The 17,102-nt window shown below is 60.1% G+C and carries 12 protein-coding genes and 2 pseudogenes; 10 read left to right on the forward strand and 4 right to left on the reverse strand.

Annotated features, from left to right (window positions below):
* The first annotated feature begins 150 nt into the window (after positions 1-150).
* From NKJ17_RS11305 to NKJ17_RS11330, 6 genes are all read left to right on the forward strand, one after another.
* Positions 151-1,938: an ABC transporter ATP-binding protein gene (locus NKJ17_RS11305; protein ID WP_352688353.1), complete on the forward strand. Its 1,788-nt coding sequence runs from the start codon at positions 151-153 to the stop codon at positions 1,936-1,938.
* Positions 1,939-1,944: 6 nt separating this feature from the next.
* Positions 1,945-3,126 (forward strand): glycosyltransferase family 9 protein, encoded by a 1,182-nt coding sequence (locus NKJ17_RS11310; RefSeq protein WP_352507296.1) that lies wholly within the window; start codon positions 1,945-1,947, stop codon positions 3,124-3,126.
* 9 nt (positions 3,127-3,135) lie between these two features.
* A complete protein-coding gene (locus NKJ17_RS11315; protein ID WP_352507294.1) occupies positions 3,136-4,320 on the forward strand; it encodes a glycosyltransferase family 9 protein in 1,185 nt (394 codons plus the stop codon).
* The gene (locus NKJ17_RS11320; protein ID WP_352507293.1) at positions 4,310-5,488 is read left to right on the forward strand and encodes a glycosyltransferase family 9 protein; all 1,179 of its coding nucleotides are present in this window, start codon (positions 4,310-4,312) and stop codon (positions 5,486-5,488) included. Before NKJ17_RS11315 ends, NKJ17_RS11320 begins: the two co-directional genes overlap by 11 nt.
* Before the next feature lie 301 nt (positions 5,489-5,789).
* Positions 5,790-6,569 (forward strand): sulfotransferase domain-containing protein, encoded by a 780-nt coding sequence (locus tag NKJ17_RS11325; RefSeq protein WP_352688356.1) that lies wholly within the window; start codon positions 5,790-5,792, stop codon positions 6,567-6,569.
* A 20-nt stretch (positions 6,570-6,589) separates the two neighbouring features.
* Positions 6,590-7,279, forward strand: a complete 690-nt coding sequence (locus tag NKJ17_RS11330; protein ID WP_352688358.1) for a sulfotransferase family protein — start codon at positions 6,590-6,592, stop codon at positions 7,277-7,279.
* 29 nt (positions 7,280-7,308) lie between these two features.
* Here NKJ17_RS11330 and NKJ17_RS11335 read toward each other — a convergent pair whose 3' ends face one another.
* Positions 7,309-8,289 (reverse strand): glycosyltransferase family 2 protein, encoded by a 981-nt coding sequence (locus tag NKJ17_RS11335; RefSeq protein ID WP_352688360.1) that lies wholly within the window; start codon positions 8,287-8,289, stop codon positions 7,309-7,311.
* Positions 8,290-8,514: 225 nt separating this feature from the next.
* Between NKJ17_RS11335 and NKJ17_RS11340 the strand changes: the two genes are divergently transcribed.
* The 4 genes from NKJ17_RS11340 to NKJ17_RS11355 all read left to right on the forward strand — a co-directional run bounded on the left by NKJ17_RS11340 (position 8,515) and on the right by NKJ17_RS11355 (position 12,656).
* Complete coding sequence (locus NKJ17_RS11340) at positions 8,515-9,678, forward strand: glycosyltransferase family 4 protein (protein ID WP_352688362.1); 1,164 nt, start codon at positions 8,515-8,517, stop codon at positions 9,676-9,678.
* A gap of 108 nt (positions 9,679-9,786) precedes the next feature.
* Positions 9,787-10,560, forward strand: a complete 774-nt coding sequence (locus tag NKJ17_RS11345) for a glycosyltransferase family 2 protein (protein WP_352688364.1) — start codon at positions 9,787-9,789, stop codon at positions 10,558-10,560.
* Positions 10,561-10,668: 108 nt separating this feature from the next.
* Entirely contained in the window at positions 10,669-11,391 is a 723-nt protein-coding gene (locus NKJ17_RS11350) for a glycosyltransferase (protein ID WP_352688366.1), read from the forward strand.
* Between the two features lie 227 nt (positions 11,392-11,618).
* On the forward strand, positions 11,619-12,656 hold the full coding sequence (locus tag NKJ17_RS11355) for a phosphatidylglycerol lysyltransferase domain-containing protein (protein WP_352688368.1): 1,038 nt from the start codon (positions 11,619-11,621) through the stop codon (positions 12,654-12,656).
* Between the two features lie 591 nt (positions 12,657-13,247).
* Here NKJ17_RS11355 and NKJ17_RS11360 read toward each other — a convergent pair.
* The 3 genes and pseudogenes from NKJ17_RS11360 to adh all read right to left on the reverse strand — a co-directional run.
* Positions 13,248-14,173 (reverse strand): annotated as a pseudogene (locus NKJ17_RS11360) (ABC transporter ATP-binding protein); the annotation flags it as partial.
* An 827-nt stretch (positions 14,174-15,000) separates the two neighbouring features.
* Positions 15,001-15,396: pseudogene (locus NKJ17_RS11370) on the reverse strand (zinc-binding dehydrogenase); the annotation flags it as partial.
* Between the two features lie 148 nt (positions 15,397-15,544).
* The gene (gene adh / locus NKJ17_RS11375; protein ID WP_352688370.1) at positions 15,545-17,062 is read right to left on the reverse strand and encodes an aldehyde dehydrogenase; all 1,518 of its coding nucleotides are present in this window, start codon (positions 17,060-17,062) and stop codon (positions 15,545-15,547) included.
* Positions 17,063-17,102: the final 40 nt, after the last annotated feature.

Below are 17,102 nucleotides of genomic sequence, written 5' to 3' on the forward strand. Positions count from 1 at the left end.
AGCCGATGACGTGCAAGGGTCCGGTTCGGCATTGACTGCGGTCGGGAACGAAGCCACAGACAGGTGATCGAAACCGTTTCGCGCTTCAAGACAACACAAAGACCGGACGGGATCGCAACGGGCGGCGACGAGATGATTGCAAAGAAACGAGTGTCAACGGCCCCAGCATATCCGCTGATCAAGCGTCTGATTGGCGAAAATCTGCCGCCGCACAAGATGCTGTATGTGACAGGTTTGCTGTGCTCGATCGCTGCTGCTGCGGCGACCGGGGCAGCGGCCTGGATCATGAAAGTCATGATCAACACCATCTATGTCGAGCGAGACGCTGCCGCTGTATCGGGTATCAGCGTCGTCATTATCGGCATTTTCCTGGTCAAGGGCATAGCTGCCTACTGCCAGACCATCACCACGGGGAAGATTCGCCGGGCTATCGTTTCAGACCTTCAAAACCGTCAATTTTCCCGAATGGTGTATTTCGACATCAGCCGTTTCGCGAACCAGCATCCGGCAAAATTTATCTCCAAGATCATGTTCAACGCGCGCGCCGGGGCGACCGTTATTCTCACCCTCACGAGCAGCGCCGTCTCTGATCTGCTGACCCTGATTGCCTTGGCCAGCGTCATGGTCAAGCAGGACCCGGTAATGTCGCTAATATCCGTGGCGGTTCTGCCGATGCTGTTCCTGTCAGTCGGCGCGATAACCAGGAAGCTCAAGGCGCTGGCGAGGGGCGAGACGGAATTGGCCGCACAGGTCCAGTCGATCGGCACGGAAGCCGTCGAAGGCATCCGCACCATCAAGTCCTTCCAGCTCGAGGACAAGGCGGTTGCCAGCTTTGCAAAGGCCGTCCGCAAGATGGAAAGACGTGGCATCCAGATCAACCGGACGTCAGCATTGATGAGCCCATTGATGGAGACCGGCGGCGGCGTGATCATCGGGCTTTTCGTTATGTACGCCAGCTGGCAGACCCTCGGCAACGGCAAGACGCCCGGCGAATTCATGGCCTTCATTACCGCGTTCCTGCTTGCCTATGAGCCTGCCAAGCGGTTGGCCCGGGTCAATGTCGACATCCAGAAGCAAATGGTCGCCGTCGAACAGATGTATGATTTGATCGACACGCCCGAGCAGCGGCGACTTGCAATCGCGGGCGAGCGCCTGGCCGACGTCGATGGTGGTATCCGCTTTGAAGATGTGGCCTTTTCCTATGACGGCAACAGCCCGGCGCTCGAGGGTGTTTCCTTCGACGTGCGACCTCGTGAGAAGCTGGCGATCGTCGGCCGCTCCGGCGCCGGCAAGACCACCATCGTCAATCTGATCCTGCGCCTGATGGAGCCGGACAAGGGCAGGATCCTGATCGACGGAAAGGACATTTCGAAGATCAGCCTGGCCGACGTTCGCGATAATATCGCACTGGTGTCACAGGACGTCTTCCTGTTCGAAGGCTCGATCCGCGACAACATTCGCGACGGCCGCCCGAACGCCACGGATCAGGAAATCGAGTCCGCTGCGAACCTCGCCCGGGTCACCAGCTTCGCTTCGGCGCTCGAAAACGGGCTCGACACGCTTGTCGGGCCGAGCGGCACCAATCTGTCGGGCGGGCAGAAACAACGCGTCGCCATCGCACGCGCCCTGCTCAAGAATGCTGCGGTAATCGTCTATGATGAAGCGACATCGGCGCTTGACGGTGAAAACGAACGGGCAGTCATGGAGGCAGCCTTCGACAACACATTTCAGCGCACAGTGATCTGCATTGCGCACAGGCTGTCTACAATCAAGGCGGCCGATCGTATTCTCGTATTTGACGCCGGACAGCTTGTCGATGCTGGAACGCATGACCAGCTTGCCAAGCACAGCGAGATATATCGTTCGATATTCCACCTGGAGACGCCCGATCCGATGGTCGAAAGCGGCAAAAAGCTGCGGCAGAGCGTATTGCGCTGAAGGCCGATGACCAGCTTTTATCACGGTTCCTATGTTCGGTATGTGATTGGTGGACTGGGCCTTCAGGTGCGCCGGTACAAAAAGGCGGTGCGCAGGTTGTTTTCCGGCCCCAAGCAGCCGCGGTCCATTCTTGAGCTGCAAGCCAGGGTTGAGGCCCTGATCGTTCGCAGGGACTGGAAAGGCCTTGAAGCCGGTACCAATGAGATAGCTGTCGCGGCCGATCATAATCGCGACCCGGAGCTGATGCAGAAGGCGGGCCAGGCATTCGAACGGCTTGGCAACTTTGCGCGGGCAGCTGAGCTTCGGCTTTCCGCTCGCCGGCTGCGGAAAGGGAAAAGCGCGAACGAGTGGACCGGCGAGAATCTCGGATCGGATACACTGCTGATCGACCTTGTGGAGGATGACCCGCGCAGCCTTGGCCGGGTTATCCGCCACGCGCGACTGGCCGGCGCTGCCGCTGCCTATGCGCAAAGCGCAACAATCCGGGTCGAGCCGCGCCTGGTACCAATTCTGCAGCGAACGTTCCCGAAGGCGACCGTGGTCCCGGCGCAGCGGAATGTGGTCGCCAACAAACGTGCGACTTTCGAAGATCTCGCCTGGGTGTTCGGACGCGATGCCGAAAAGCTTGCTGCCGACTTCGTGCCGCTGCGGGCAGATCCTGAACACGTCGAGACATTCCGCAAGCGCTATCGGGCGATGACGGATCTGCCGCTGGTCGGCCTCTCCTGGGGCAGCAAATCCCACACCAAGGACGTGCCTGATTTTCCTGAATGGGCACGGTTCATCGCCCAGACACAAGCGACCTTCGTTTCGCTCCAGTACGGACAGATCAAGCCGGCGTTGCGGCGCCTTCGCAACGGCAATGAAGCGCGTCTGATCTTTGACGACGGCGTCGACCAGATGGTCGACATGGACGGTTTCGCGGCACAGGTCGCCGCACTCGATGCTGTCGTGACGATCAGCAATACGGCGGCCCATCTTGCCGGAGCCCTTGGCGTGCCGACTGTTTTCCTCATCGACGATAATTTTCAGACGGCATGGCCGGTGACCGGCGACCGGACACCCTGGTATCCGAAGGGCATTGTCATTCGCAAGGAGGGGCGCACTTGGTCGCTGGTGCTCGACGAGGCCGGCCGGCGGCTCTCATCGATCCTGACGGCGCTTTCCGACGCTCCCCGAGGACGATAGAACATCGCCGTGCAGAACAGACGAACCATCCTTCAGAAAGCAAAAACCGCCGATCTGCGCCCGCAAGGCGCCGCCGGCAAGCGGCTGCAGAAGGTTCTCGAGCGGGCAAAGGAACTTCTTAGACGTCCCTCGCGCCACGCCGACGAAAGTGCCGAAAGGCATATGAGGCTGATGGAGGAAAGCGTGCAGCGTGGTGACTGGCAAACTGCTCGCGACCATGCACTGGCGCTTGGCGCGCTTGGTGAGCAGCTTGGCGATCTCGGCCTGATCAAGAAAGCGGGGCGCGGACTGAGGCGTCTCGACGGCGGAAATCGCATCTGGCAGTTGATGGCGGCGAGCAAGCAGCGCGGCAGACCCGATTGGGATGGCAGTGATCTTGCGGGTCGCACGCTTCTCGTCGATCGTCGCGAAGGCGACCTGGCGATCTTTTTCCAGTTCGCGTCGCTGCTTGGTCCAGTCGTCGCGGCTGCCGGTCGATGCATCGTCTTCGTCGAGCCGCGACTGGCACCGCTTTATCGCAGAACATATCCTGCGCTCGATGTTAGGATTGAAGGGGAAGAGGACATGGCGGCAGTGGACGCCGATGTCGTTGCCGGTTTCGAGACACTCGCAAAGCATTTCTGGCCGGACGACCCGGCGGCACGCGCGCCCTTCGTTCCGCTGGAGCCGGACCGCCGACTGGTTGCCGAGCTGCGCGGCACCTATCTCGATGGCGGCCCAGGTCCGCTGATCGGATTTGCCTGGGGAAGCCTGAACAAGAGCAAGGATCTGCCGGCTCTGGACGATTGGCGGACGCTGTTCGGCAGCCTGCCGGGGCGCCTCGTCAGCTTGCAATATGGCGATGTCGGGCCGGCTCTCTCCGAGTTCGAGCGCCACGCGCCGGGCCGCATCATCCATGACGCTTCCGTCGACCAGTTGACGGACATGGACCGCTTTGCCGCCCAAATCGCGGCGCTCGACGCAGTGGTGACGGTCAGCAATACCGGCGCCAACCTGGCCGGAGCGCTCGGCGTGCCGACGGTTGTCATGCTCGACGACGGGTTTCGACTGTCCTGGCCTGCCTTCGGCGAGACCGTCGCCGCATATCCGAGCGTTCGACTGGTCCGAAAAGGCGGCCGAACCTGGGCGTCGGCAGTGCAGGAAGCAGGCGGACGGGTCATGCAAATCATCGGCGGAGCTGGCGATGGAAGGTAGCCTACTTCTCGGCCGGTTGCGCCGCGCTGTCGCGCTTGCAGGCTACAAATACAAGGTCTGGTTCCGACGTCACCGGCGGCAGCTCTTCCTTCGCTGGCGTGACGGCGACATTGCCGATCAGATGGCGGATTATCGGCGAAGCGTCGAGTCCCGCGATTGGCCGGCGGCACTGCCGAAAGCCCTGGCTCTTGGATCCATTGCGAAATCGAGGGGCGAGGTCCACCTGATCGACGAGCTCAGCAAGGCGCTGATGCGGATGGGCGCCTATGGCGCAGCCGCCGAACTCAGGATTGCACGACGCCACATCGTCAACGGCCGCGTCGATGGCGAGTGGCTGGGCCAGGATATTTCTGGCCAGACACTGCTGATCGATCTGATGGAAACCGAAAAGCAGGGTCTGGCCACCGCGATCCATCATGCCAGCTCCGTCGGCTGTGCCCTGGCGCGCGCCGCCCGTTCGATCGTCCTCGTCGAGCGCCGCCTGGTACCGCTCTTTCAGCGCACTTTTCCAACTGCCGATGTGCGGCCGGTCGGTGCTGGCGGCAAGGCCGTCTATGCCGAGGCGCAGGCCTTCGCCGGCGTCCAGCATCTGACTGCCGTTTTCGAGACCGACGAGGCGACGATCCGCGAGCATTTCGTGCCCCTTAAGCCGGATCCGGCCCGGGTCGCTGAACTTCGCGCCCGCTACCGGAAGGAAGGGCGGCCGTTGGTCGGTGTCGCATGGGGCAGCTCCAATCCCGGCAAAGACCTGCCGCCGCTTGCCGCCTGGCGAAACCTGATCGGCCGCCGGGACCTCCGGTTCGTCTCGCTGCAGTACGGCCAGATCGAGACCGATCTGAAGATCCTGACCGACGGTGAGCCGGAGCGCATTCTTTATGACAGATCGGTCGATCAGCTCGTCGACATGGACCTTTTCGCCGCGCAGGTTGCCGCGATGGACGCCGTGGTGACCATCAGCAATACCGGAGCGCATCTGGCGGGCGCGCTCGGCATCCCCTCGGTTTTCATTCTGGGCGACGGCTTCAAGCGCTCCTGGCCGGTCGAGGGCGACCGCACGCCCTACTATCCATCGGCCGTGCTGGTCTCGAAACGGGAACGCCCCTGGTCCGTGGTGATGAGCGAGGCCGAGGCCATCCTGGCGCCATGGATCACAAAAGTGAGTGGCTAATGCATGTCGTCCGAAAGCGCGTCACTGAATACGCATCGACGCGATCCGCATTAAGCGTTCGGCCGACGGATCGCGGAATGGAGCGCCCGTGTCGAACACTCGTCGCAACAGGCCAAAAAACATAAGGCATTCCGAACCGGGATATAGTAAAGGCCAATTCGCCCCGCAGAGGATCGCAATTCTTGCCGGCATTTCTGCCTTGTGTTCGAATCAGCCGTAGGCTTAGGCGCCCAGTAATGGGGTTGGTCTGGCCTGCAGCGGTTCGGGCGCCAGCTCTGATAATCTAAAGGAGGTCTCTCCCATGTCCTTTCTAAAATTTTTCCAGGCCAAAGCGCCGCCTCTTCCTCTTATCGTATCCTTTCCAAAATCAGGGCGCACGTGGCTGCGTGTCATGCTGGACGATCTCGGAGTTGAAGTTCAATACATTCACGACGGAACCGACCACAAGTTACTTCGACCAAAATCGAGCCTCAAGGAGAATAAATCTCGATACAAGAAGAGAAGAACAATAATGCTTGTTCGCGATCCAAGAGATACGGTGGTCTCAGGGTACTTTCAGGTTCAGAAGCGCCACATGCTTCCAGCCGGATCGTTCAGTGATTTTATCAGAAGCGACAATCATGGGATTGAAAAGATCATCAGATTCAATCTGCATTGGTTCGCGGCCATGCCCCGGATGCGCGAAATCCGGTATCTTCAATATGAAGATATGCATCGGGATACGGCTGGTGTCCTTCGCGCGATCCTTGGATTCCTGAACCAGCAGGCTGACGATCAGACGCTTGTCGACGTGGCGAACAACCGAACCTTCGACAAGATGAAAGTGAGTGAATCGACCGGTGATCTGTCCGATCGATACGGCAAGATATTACAGCCGCGCGATGCGAATGATCCCGAAAGCTTCAAGGTGCGCAAGGGTAAGATAGGCGGTTACGGCGAATATCTTTCCGAGAACGACGTGGCCTATTGTGACGAGCAGTTAGCCAAGTTCGAATATTGGGAGAAGCTGGACAAGGTCTTTAGCACGAACGGCTTGTGCTACGCTCGCGTCGATAACCGCGCCCGGGTCGCCTTGGGTTAGGGGGCATTGCCGACATGGTGATGCGGACCGGATTCATTTGCGGCTGCGGCCATAGCGGGACGACGTTGATTGCGACGATCCTTGCGTCGCATCCTGACGTCTACCTGCCGCTTCAGGAAACCAACATTTTCTTCAAGTGGACGCCACTGGCCATGTTCCGCTTCTGGAAACTGAAGCGGGCGGCGCGCGAGGCTGGAAAGAAAGTGCTGCTTGAAAAGACACCGCGGCATATCCGCCGTGTGGCCCGCATTCGCCGGCTCGTACCCGGCGCGCGTTTCATCATGCCGGTGCGAGATGGGCGCGACGTCGTGGCGTCGCTGACCAAACGACTTGACGACCCACAGGAGGCTCTCGACCGCTGGATCAACGACAATGCGCTGGTTCTCGCGGAACGGGGAAAGCCGGATGTGCTGATCTATCGCTATGAGGATCTGGTCGAGAATCCGGCCAAAGTCGTCGAGCAGATATGCGGCTTTCTTGATGTGACCTTCAGCCCGGATCTCCTCGACTACCACAAGAACCCGCAGCAATGGTTCAAGCCGACCGACGCCAGCGTCGAGACGCCACACGAGGTGCTCCGAAACCAACAGGTCAATCAGCCGATCTATGACGGGAGCGGGAGATGGCGCTCCGAACTTGGAAACGCCGAGTTACAGGACCTGGTACAAGGACGAGGTGCCCAGCTGATGAAAGCGTTCGGTTATGCATGATGTTGGTTCGGCATCTGCTGGAGTGCCGTCTACCAATCAATTTTGTCGATCAAACCCGTTTTGAACAGGCTGTGAGCGCCTTCGTACAGCATTGACTGTTCGCTCATCGCGCTGAGAGCGGCTTTACCGCTCGAGACCTCATGATACTGGCGATATTTGGAAGCGCCGTTCCAATACTGACCTTCCGCCACCGCGACCTGCGCCTTGTCGTTGAAATCGGCGAAGAACTTGAAATGAAGCAGGCCGGCCAATCCCTTTATATAGTTTCGCCAGTAGGGCAGCGGTGCGTGAATCGACGTAAAAATCGTCTGGCGATCAACATATATCAGAGGAAACTTGGTCAACTTGTGCTGCCTGGCGAAAAGCCGGGTCCTCGGGCCGCCTGTGATCTTGAGATGCCGGGGGCTCCTCGTCACCTCATAGCCGCTGCCGTCGAAATGGTCCGCAACCTGCCATGGCGGCACGATGGGATCGAAGGGTACGTCCCAGATGTTTCCGCTCGGATACATGTCGATCATCGGCGCCAGCAGGCGTGTCATTCCGCGCCGCTTGAGCCAGGCGGCCATCGCGCCGAGCGGATTCTGATCCATGCCGTCATAAACAAGATATTCGTCCGCATCGACGGTCAGATACCAGCGAGGCTGACCATAAATCTGCACAAGACGCTGCCGCCAAAGGTTTCCCAGGTCCGACTGAGAATAGGTGAGCGGCGAGCTGAATAGATCGACATCTGGCTGCTCGGCCAGAAGCTCAGCTGTTCCGTCGGTCGAGCGATCATCAAGGACGGCGAATCTGGTGACGCCGAGCTCGCGATAGTGCTTCAGGAACGGGCGTAGCCTGTCCGCCTCGTTGCGGATGACGAGGATCAAAGGCAGGTCATTCACTTTGAGGGGCGTTATCGGCCGCAGCGATGACACTTCTGCCCGCCTTCCGAAGGTGTGTCTCAGCCGATATATGGCGGTGTCGGTAATCGTCCGGCGGACAATGGCGGGCCAGGTTGCTTTGCTCAAGCCGTCGATTCCCCCTCATAGCGGTCACTACCCGGCTGGAGCTGGCGCTGATCCGCTGTTTGCTGTTAATTTCTACATGCAGCACCGTCAGGCAAATCGCAAGCAGTCGCGGACAATGGACACAGGCCTGTTCTGAGTTCCGCGACTGAGCTTTCCAACTGTTGCCGATGCGCGCTGGCCTCTATAGACATCGTTAGATGGCAACAAGGCCGGAGCCCAGACCCCATGCACGCCGGCATTCGTGGCATCGAAAATCAATTCGACAGGCCGATCCTGTTCGTGCGCCAGCGTTATGCGCCCTTTGGCGGCGGCGAGATCATGCTGGAAAACATCATGGCTGCATTTGCCGCGCGTCAGCGGCCGGTGGCCGTGCTCTCCGGCGACTGGCCGCGCTATGAAGGCATAGAATTCATCCATTGCGCCGGCCGCCGCTTTCCGCGTTCGCTGCGGGCGGCGTCCTTTGCTCAAGCCGCCTGCCGCAAGATCGCCGAGATGCCACCGGCGCTGGTGCAGAGCAACGATCGCCTCCCGTGCTGCGATGTTTTCCGGGCCGGGGAGGGCGTTCATGCCGCCTATCTTGCCGAACGGCGGCGTTTCGAGACGCGGCTCGGCAGGGCGGCAATGGCGCTGAGCCCCTTTCACCGCCAGACGCTGCGCCTCGAGCGCGCAACCTATGCCAGCCCACGGCTCAAAGCTGTCATAGCGATTTCGAAGATGGTCGCCGAGGACATTGTCCGTCACTATGATTATCCGGCCGAAAATGTGCACCATATTCCCAACGGGGTGGACCTCGACCGCTTCAATCCGCAACTGCGCCAACAGCATCGGGCCGGGGTCCGCGCGCGGCTCGACGTCGACGAAAACAGGCCGGTCGTCCTGTTTGTCGGCTCGGGCTTTGCGCGAAAAGGACTGCTTGCACTGATGAAGGCTGTCGCCAGGCTCTATGGCGAGCCGGAATTGTGGGTCATCGGCCATGATTCGCGCGCCAACGCCTTCAGGCAGGCCGGTAACAGGCTCGGTCTCGGCGCACGGCTCAAGATGCTGGGGCCACAGAAAGACATGCTGCCGTGGTACGGCGCGGCCGATATTGCCGTGCTGCCTTCCATCTATGATCCTTTCGGCACAGTGGTCATCGAAGCGATGGCCAGCGGCTTGCCCGTCGTGGTAAGCACCGGCTGTGGAGCGCGCGAGCTTGTCGAGCGGTTCGAGCCGACGCTCGTTTGCGATGCGGCCAGCGAAAGTGACCTCGCAGCAGCGCTCGCCCACGCGCTGCAGTTGGCGTCACGACCTGAAACCGGAACCCGGGTGAGAGCGGCGGCCGAACACTATGATTTCAATGTCATGATCAAGCGAATGATGGCGCTGTATGAAAGCCTTGATCTGAAATGATTTTCGACTTTGTTGAATTAGTACCCTCAATGTGCTAACGGGCCGGGAGCCGATGCTGCAGATGCATTCGAATGACAGTGGCAGCTTTGATGCCGGAACCTTCTGACCGTGCCGGCGCTCTCGGTCATTATCATCACCCGCAACGAGGAGGCGTCCATCGCGCGCTGCCTTCGCTCGGTGGATTTTGCAGACGAAATCATCGTTCTTGACAATGACAGCAGCGACAGCACCAGGGAGATTGCCGGTGACTTGGGGGCCAAGGTTTTGATGACCCTTGATTGGCCCGGTTTCGGCGCGCAAAAAAACCGTGCGCTGGCCGCGGCAACGGGGGATTGGATCCTCTCGCTGGATGCCGATGAGTGGGTGGAGGCGCCGCTCGGCACGGAAATCAGGGCCGCAATCGCCGACCCAAAAGCCTATGACGGCTTCGAAATACCGAGAAGATCGCGCTTTTGCGGGCACATTGTCCGCCATAGTGGCTGGTCGCCCGATCTGGTGCTCAGGCTCTTCCGTCGCCGCTCCGGGCGCTTCAGCGACGACACCGTGCACGAGAAAGTAGTGCTGAACGGAAAGGTCGGGCGATTGTCCCAGCCGATCGAGCACGACTCGATCACCGACCTGGCAGATGCCCACGACAAGATCGGCCGGTACGCAGAAGCATCCGCCGCGCAGCTGCTTGCCGAGGGCAAAAAAAGCTCGATAGGCAAGGCAGTTTTGCGTTCCGTCTGGGCCTATGTGCGCAGCTATATTTTCCGGCTGGGATTTCTGGACGGTTCCATTGGTGCGATGGTGGCCGCGTATTCGGCCAGCTACACCTATCAGAAATGGGCGCGTGTCGCATTGGGAATGCGAGGCCAGGTCCACCCAGAAAAGCAAGGCTGAGGCCAGGACAAATCTGTGAGAAACCGGCTCGGTTGACCGCAATTGTTGCCGAGCCATCGCCAACTAGTTAGTGTACGACCGTTAAAATCGAAAGCCAGGGTAGTGAATATGACTGATGCGTTTAGGGTATTTATCGGATGGGACAGCCGTGAGCCGATCGCGTGCGACGTCGCGCGACACTCGCTGCTCAAACATGCGTCGGCGCCTGTCTCCGTCATTCCGATCAAACAAGACGAGATGCGTGCCCGTAGGCTGTATTGGCGGGAAAAAGATCCACTCGCCTCGACGGAGTTCACCTACACGCGCTTCCTCACGCCTTTTCTCGCCGACTACACGGGTTGGGCCCTGTTTTGTGATTGCGATTTCCTGTGGCTTGGTGACGTCGCAGGCCTGCTGAAATATACGGACTCGGACAAGGCGGTCTATTGCGTCCAGCATGACTATACGCCGAAGGCCACAACCAAGATGGATGGCGTGGTCCAGACATCCTATCCTCGGAAAAACTGGTCGTCGCTGATGCTGTTCAATTGCGCGCATCCTTCGGTCAAATCGCTCACGCCAGAGGTCGTGAATCAGGAAAGTGGCGCCTATCTTCACCGAATGCAGTGGGTTGCCGACAAAGATTTGGGTTTGTTGCCAGTAGAGTGGAATTGGCTCGAAGGCTGGAACGAAAAGCCTGCTGTCGGCACACCTAAGGCGGTCCACTATACGAGCGGCGGCCCGTGGTTTGCCGAGTGGCAGAATGTCGACTATGCCGACTTGTGGATAGCAGAACGCGACGAGTTCCTGGCTTCCGATCAGGCAGAATCTTCTCAGAGCGCAGTTCGATAAGAGCATTGTGTTTGGCAGGTGACCTGGGCGCTTCCGAAGTGGCATCGGCGTCGGCAACAACGCGTGGTGCCGCCTCGGGGCGGGACCGGGGCAGATTGCGCCTAGGAATCTGGCGGTTCCGGCTGGGGAAGCATGACGCGCTGAGATAAGGATCAGCTCGCGGCAATATGATCGGTTTGGGGTCCGTCAGCTCTTTCGTCGGCCTAGCCGGCACGCGAAAGTCGACCATGTCGTCACTGCGAAGACGCCTAGATCGTTTCCTGGAAAACCGCGGGCCTAAAATACCGCGGCTGCGGCTGAACCATGTCGAGCGCCTGGCGCTGGTCCGTCGCCATGGTGATTTTTCCCTTGCCTATTCGACCGCCGTGCAGAAGGGGCTTCACTACTTCGGCGATGCCCAGGGCTACATCGCTTACGGAACCAAAGCGCGACATCACTTCGCGCTCGGCGATCCAATGGCTGCCCCGGCCGATCGGCGCGACTATATCGAACGTTTCATCGAGGTTGCCGGCAGCCCGTGGTTCGTGCAGATCGGCGAACAGACGGCGCGCGTGCTTGCCGGACTTGGCTATCAGGTCAACCGCCTCGGCGTCGACACCAGGCTTGTCCTGCCCGGCCACGACTTTTCCGGAAAGCGCAATGAGACAGTGCGTTATTCCGAACGCTGGCTCTTGAGGAAGGGGTTTTCCTTCGCGGAGGACAACGGGACCGTCTTCCTCGACGAGATTGCCAGGCTCTCCCAGAATTGGCGGGCCGACCGCATCGTCAAGCGCTGGGAGATGAGGTTTCTCAACAGGCCTTTTGCCGATCACCTTGGCGTCGATATGCGCCGTTTCGTCCTGCACGGTCCGGATGGAGAACTGGTGGCCTTGCTGGATTTCGATCCGCTGTTCAGCGACGGCAAGGTCATCGGCTACACCACCTCGTTCAAGCGCAAGCACATCGATGCCTCGGCGCATGCCGAGATCGGCCTGACCAAATTCGCGGTCGACCGCTTTCGCGACGAAGGTGTTTCCGTGGTCACCCTCGGCCTGTCGCCGCTTGTCGAAATCGGACCTAGCGGGTTTGCCGAAAGCGATTTCTGGCGGCGCGCCTTCCAGCGTGCCTATGAATCGCCGTGGGTCAATCGCACCCGCTTCAACCTGCAGGGGCAGGCGGCCTTGAAGCGCCGGTTCCATGGTGTCGAAGAACCGACCTATCTCGCCTTTCGCAAAGGGACCTTTTTCGAAGCGCTTTCTTTGCTCCGGCTGATCAGGGCCGTCTAGTGCCTGGTGGATGAGGGCTCGTCATCTCCCAGCATGGTCGACACCACGCCGGCCAGCCTTGGTTGTTTAGGTGGGAAAGGAATGCCGCGGCGGGAGCAAAAAGACCGGCTGCGACGCGCCGGACCATTCTGCTGTGTCCCCCAGTCCCGCCGGCTACTTTTGGCAGCCCGAGAACGGCTCCGCATCAGCGCGCGCCAAGGGGCGGATTCACGGTTGCTGCTGCGTACCGCCAGGAATAACGAGAGTACCCTGGCCCGGCCTTGAGTATCTGAAGCCTATGAAGAACAAAGCAACGATGATCAAACAAATGACGATGACCGCGACGATGCTGCCAGGATGGTGTCCGGTATCTGGCGGTTGGACCATTGCCTTCCCGTATGGCTATCGCCGCTGACCTTCTTCATCTTCCAACCGAGCATGACGACTGTCAATGGATACAGGAGCTACCCCCGCCATCCAATCAGCAGCCGGTAGTGTCGAACACGTTACGCGCTTGCCGACCGAAGCTGATGATGGACCGAACCACAACTTATCCTAAGCACGCCTCCATCGCTGCGAAGCGTTGAAGGGCGGCGATCCACCGCGGCTTAGTCAGGCCGGAAACAGGAATGCAGCAGCCGGATCGAAAAAGACCTGCCGGGTGCAGGGCGACACATCCTGCGATTGCATGGCGGCGGAGGTCGGCCTGATGTCAACCTCCTGCCCAGCGGCGATGCGCGCGACGATCCGCCGGCGCTCGCCGTAAAATGCGATGTCGACGATCTCGACATTCAGTTCCGCGCGCCGGGCTCCGCTCCATGCTAAAGGCTTCGGGCCGGATCATCAGGCCTGGTCTTCTGGCCTTTGCCGAATGTGCCGTTGGCGCTGACTCCGGATATGACCGAACCGTCTGTCATGCGGATCGTTGTCGTGCCGTTGGTGGTGCCGAGATGTTCGGCAGCAAGGAAATTCGAATTGCCGATGAAGCCGGCAACGAAATCGGTCGCCGGCCTGAGATAGAGATCCTCGCCGGTGCCGGTCTGCTCGATGCGGCCATCCTTGAACAGGGCGATTCGGTCCGACAGATGCAGCGCCTCTTCCTGATCGTGGGTGACGTAGAGAATAGTGACGCCGGTCTGGCGATGGATGCGGCGGATTTCGCCCTGGATTTCCTCGCAGCTTCTTGTCGAGCGCCGACAATGGCTCGTCCATCAAAAGGATCGGACGATCGTAGGCCAGCGCCCGGGCCAGCGCGACGCGTTGCTGCTGGCCGCCCGACAGCGCACCGGGTAAGCGCCCGGCAAAGCTTTCGAGCCGCACCAGGGCCAGCATGTCGGCGACCTTTTTCTTCACCTCGGTGTCCGGCCGGCGGCGAACCCGCAGCGGAAAAGCGACGGTTTCGGCCACCGTCAGATGCGGAACAGCGTGTAGCGTTGGAAGACCATGCCGATGTTGTGCTTGTGCGAAGGCACTGCAAGCAGTGATTTTCCTTCCAGCAAGACATCGCCGGAAGTCGGGTCCTGAAAGCCGGCGATCACCGAAATGACCGAAATCATGGATGCAATCCGGTCGCGCAAGCCGGACGAGGCGGCGGCGGCGCGGCGGCATGTCGAATCCGCGTGGCAGATCGCCCGCAACACGCTTCGCCTTGGCTGACTGGTATGCCGCCGGCGGTGCATCGTTCCACGGCAGGCATCTAACTGGTGCGTACAGTGACATTGTGACATGCCAATTTGCTTTCAGTTGCGGCGGCAAAATCGTATATCGGGTTAGTTAGGTGTTGTATCTCTTGCTAAATTGCTCTGTCATTCGAACGGAGTATCGGACGGACTGAGACAGAGAAACTAGTAAAATGAATATGTTACGCCACAAAGTTGCCGTGGCACCTATGATGGATTGGACGGACGTCGCGAAAAGCGACGTCTATTCAGCAACTTAAGGGGCGTCACCTCCTCGAAGTTGTACTGCTGTCGTACTCGTCAGCAGCGCTTGGGCACAAAATGGATCGCGTTTCAGAGTTGCGTGACTAGTGCAGGATTTGAACCCGTGAACTTCAGGTGAGTTTTCGAGCCGGAATGTGGCGCCTAAGTATCTTCCGTTTCCGCTGACGCCCACAGGGTCTTCCTTGCCTACGTGCGCGGAGAACCTGGGGGACGGGTTGATCGCCGTCTTCGAGCTCACCAATCATCCCGACATCAACTCTGTCGAGACCATAGAGGCGGGCCTGACGGCCTAGACGCGCTGATTGCTGGCCAGCCACGACGAGACGTTCCTTGCGAATGTCGGCGCCAACCGGCGGAGTGATCTCGGAAACTTTGCCTATTGACGCCTCCCGAGAACCGTATCGTGAGGAAGGCCGGATGGCTCAGGGCATGAGCAGAAGCTTTCCCGTCGTGCCACGGCTTTCCATATCGGCATGTGCGCATGCTGCTTCGGCGAGCGGGTAAACGCGGCCGATCCGGATCTTCAAGTCTCCCTTCAGGATCCAGTCGAAGAGTTGGCTGGTGCGGGCGCGAAGCAGTGCCGGCGTGTGGATATGATCGAAGAACCTTGCGTAGCCGATCTTGATGCTTTTTGGCAGGCTCATGATGTCGAGCGGTCCGGGACCGCCCAGCACCGGGCCGTACCAGCAGAAGGTGCCGGAGCGGCGCAGCGAATCGAGCGAGCCCTGAAAGGTCTTCGGGCCGGAACCGTCATAGACGACATGGACCCCTTCACCGCCGGACAGGCGAACGACTTCCTCGGCGAATCGCCCCTCGATGTGCAGTAACTGCAAACGAAAATTCTCCTTCTCTTCCATCTCCGTTCTTGCGATGGGGTGGCCGACTGTCCGGCACAACGCTAAAGAATATCTGCACAGCAGCGCGGTCGAGCCTGACCTCGCCGCTGTGGCAGAGCCGCCGGAGCGATCAGAAGAAGCCGAGTTTTTTCGGGCTGTAGCTGACCAGCATATTCTTGGTCTGCTGATAGTGGTCGAGCATCATCTTGTGGGTCTCGCGGCCGATGCCGGACTGCTTGTAACCGCCGAACGCGGCGTGCGCCGGATAGGCGTGGTAGCAGTTGGTCCAGACGCGGCCCGCCTGGATGGCGCGACCGAAGCGGTAGCAGCGATTTGCATCACGGCTCCAGATGCCGGCGCCGAGGCCGTAGAGGGTGTCGTTGGCGATCGACAGCGCCTCTTCGTCATCCTTGAAGGTGGTGACCGAGACCACCGGTCCAAAGATTTCCTCCTGGAAAACGCGCATCTTGTTGTGACCCTTGAACACGGTCGGCTGGACGTAATAGCCGCCGGCAAGGTCGCCCGGCAGTTCAGCGCGCCGGCCGCCGGTCAGCACCTCGGCGCCTTCCTGGCGCCCGATGTCGAAGTAGCTCAAGATCTTTTCGAGCTGCTCCGAGGACGCCTGCGCGCCGAGCATGGTGGCCGGGTCGAGCGGATCGCCCTGTACGATCGCCTCGACACGCTTCAGCGCGCGTTCCATGAACCTATCGTAGATCGATTCATGAATGAGCGCGCGGCTCGGGCAGGTGCAGACTTCGCCCTGATTCAGCGCGAACATGACGAAGCCTTCGATCGCCTTGTCGAAGAAATCGTCGTCTTCGGCGAGCACATCCTGGAAGAAGATGTTGGGTGACTTGCCGCCGAGTTCGAGCGTTACCGGAATGAGATTCTGGCCGGCATATTGCATGATCAGCCGGCCGGTGCTCGTCTCACCGGTGAAGGCAATCTTGGCGATGCGCGGCGACGACGCCAGCGGTTTGCCGGCTTCAACGCCGAAGCCGTTGACGATGTTCAGGACCCCTGGCGGCAGAAGATCGCCGATCAGATCGGCCCAGAGAAGGATCGAAGCCGGCGTCTGCTCGGCTGGCTTCAGCACGACGCAGTTGCCGGCGGCAATCGCGGGCGCCAGCTTCCAGCACGCCATCAGCAGCGGGAAGTTCCAGGGAATGATCTGGCCAACCACGCCGAGAGGCTCGTGAAAGTGATAGGCGACGGTGTCGTCGTCGATCTGGGAGAGGCTGCCCTCCTGGCTACGCAGTGCGCCGGCGAAATAGCGGAAATGATCGACGGCGAGTGGCACGTCGGCTGCGGTCGTTTCGCGGATCGGCTTGCCATTGTCCCAAGTCTCGGCGAGCGCGAGGAGGTCCAGATTGTCCTCCATGCGGTCGGCGATGCGGTTGAGGGTCAGCGCACGTTCGGCAACGCTGGTGCGGCCCCAGGCGTCCTTGGCGGCATGCGCGGCATCGAGCGCGGCTTCGATATCGGCCGCGTCGGAACGAGCGACCTCGCACAACAGCTGGCCGTTCACCGGCGAATGATTGTCAAAATACCGGCCGGCGCGAGGCTCGGCCCATTTGCCGCCGATGAAGTTGCCATAGCGTTTGGCAAAGGGGACCTTGACCGCGCGCGAAAATTCTACCTTGTTCATGTCTTCCTCCCGAAAGCGACGCCGCGGGATGCGGACGTTC

Origin of the sequence: Mesorhizobium sp. M0208, assembly GCF_040322015.1 — a bacterium.
In the GTDB taxonomy this organism is placed as follows: Bacteria; Pseudomonadota; Alphaproteobacteria; order Rhizobiales; family Rhizobiaceae; genus Mesorhizobium.

What these genes read in the sequence shown, in the direction of transcription:
- NKJ17_RS11310 (WP_352507296.1), top strand. Translation starts at nt 1,945, where the DNA reads ATGACCAGCTTTTATCACGGTTCCTATGTTCGGTATGTGATTGGTGGA.
- NKJ17_RS11320 (WP_352507293.1), top strand. Translation starts at nt 4,310, where the DNA reads ATGGAAGGTAGCCTACTTCTCGGCCGGTTGCGCCGCGCTGTCGCGCTT.
- NKJ17_RS11325 (WP_352688356.1), top strand. Translation starts at nt 5,790, where the DNA reads ATGTCCTTTCTAAAATTTTTCCAGGCCAAAGCGCCGCCTCTTCCTCTT.
- NKJ17_RS11330 (WP_352688358.1), top strand. Translation starts at nt 6,590, where the DNA reads ATGCGGACCGGATTCATTTGCGGCTGCGGCCATAGCGGGACGACGTTG.
- NKJ17_RS11340 (WP_352688362.1), top strand. Translation starts at nt 8,515, where the DNA reads ATGCACGCCGGCATTCGTGGCATCGAAAATCAATTCGACAGGCCGATC.
- NKJ17_RS11350 (WP_352688366.1), top strand. Translation starts at nt 10,669, where the DNA reads ATGACTGATGCGTTTAGGGTATTTATCGGATGGGACAGCCGTGAGCCG.
- NKJ17_RS11355 (WP_352688368.1), top strand. Translation starts at nt 11,619, where the DNA reads ATGTCGTCACTGCGAAGACGCCTAGATCGTTTCCTGGAAAACCGCGGG.
- adh (WP_352688370.1), bottom strand. Translation starts at nt 17,062, where the DNA reads ATGAACAAGGTAGAATTTTCGCGCGCGGTCAAGGTCCCCTTTGCCAAA.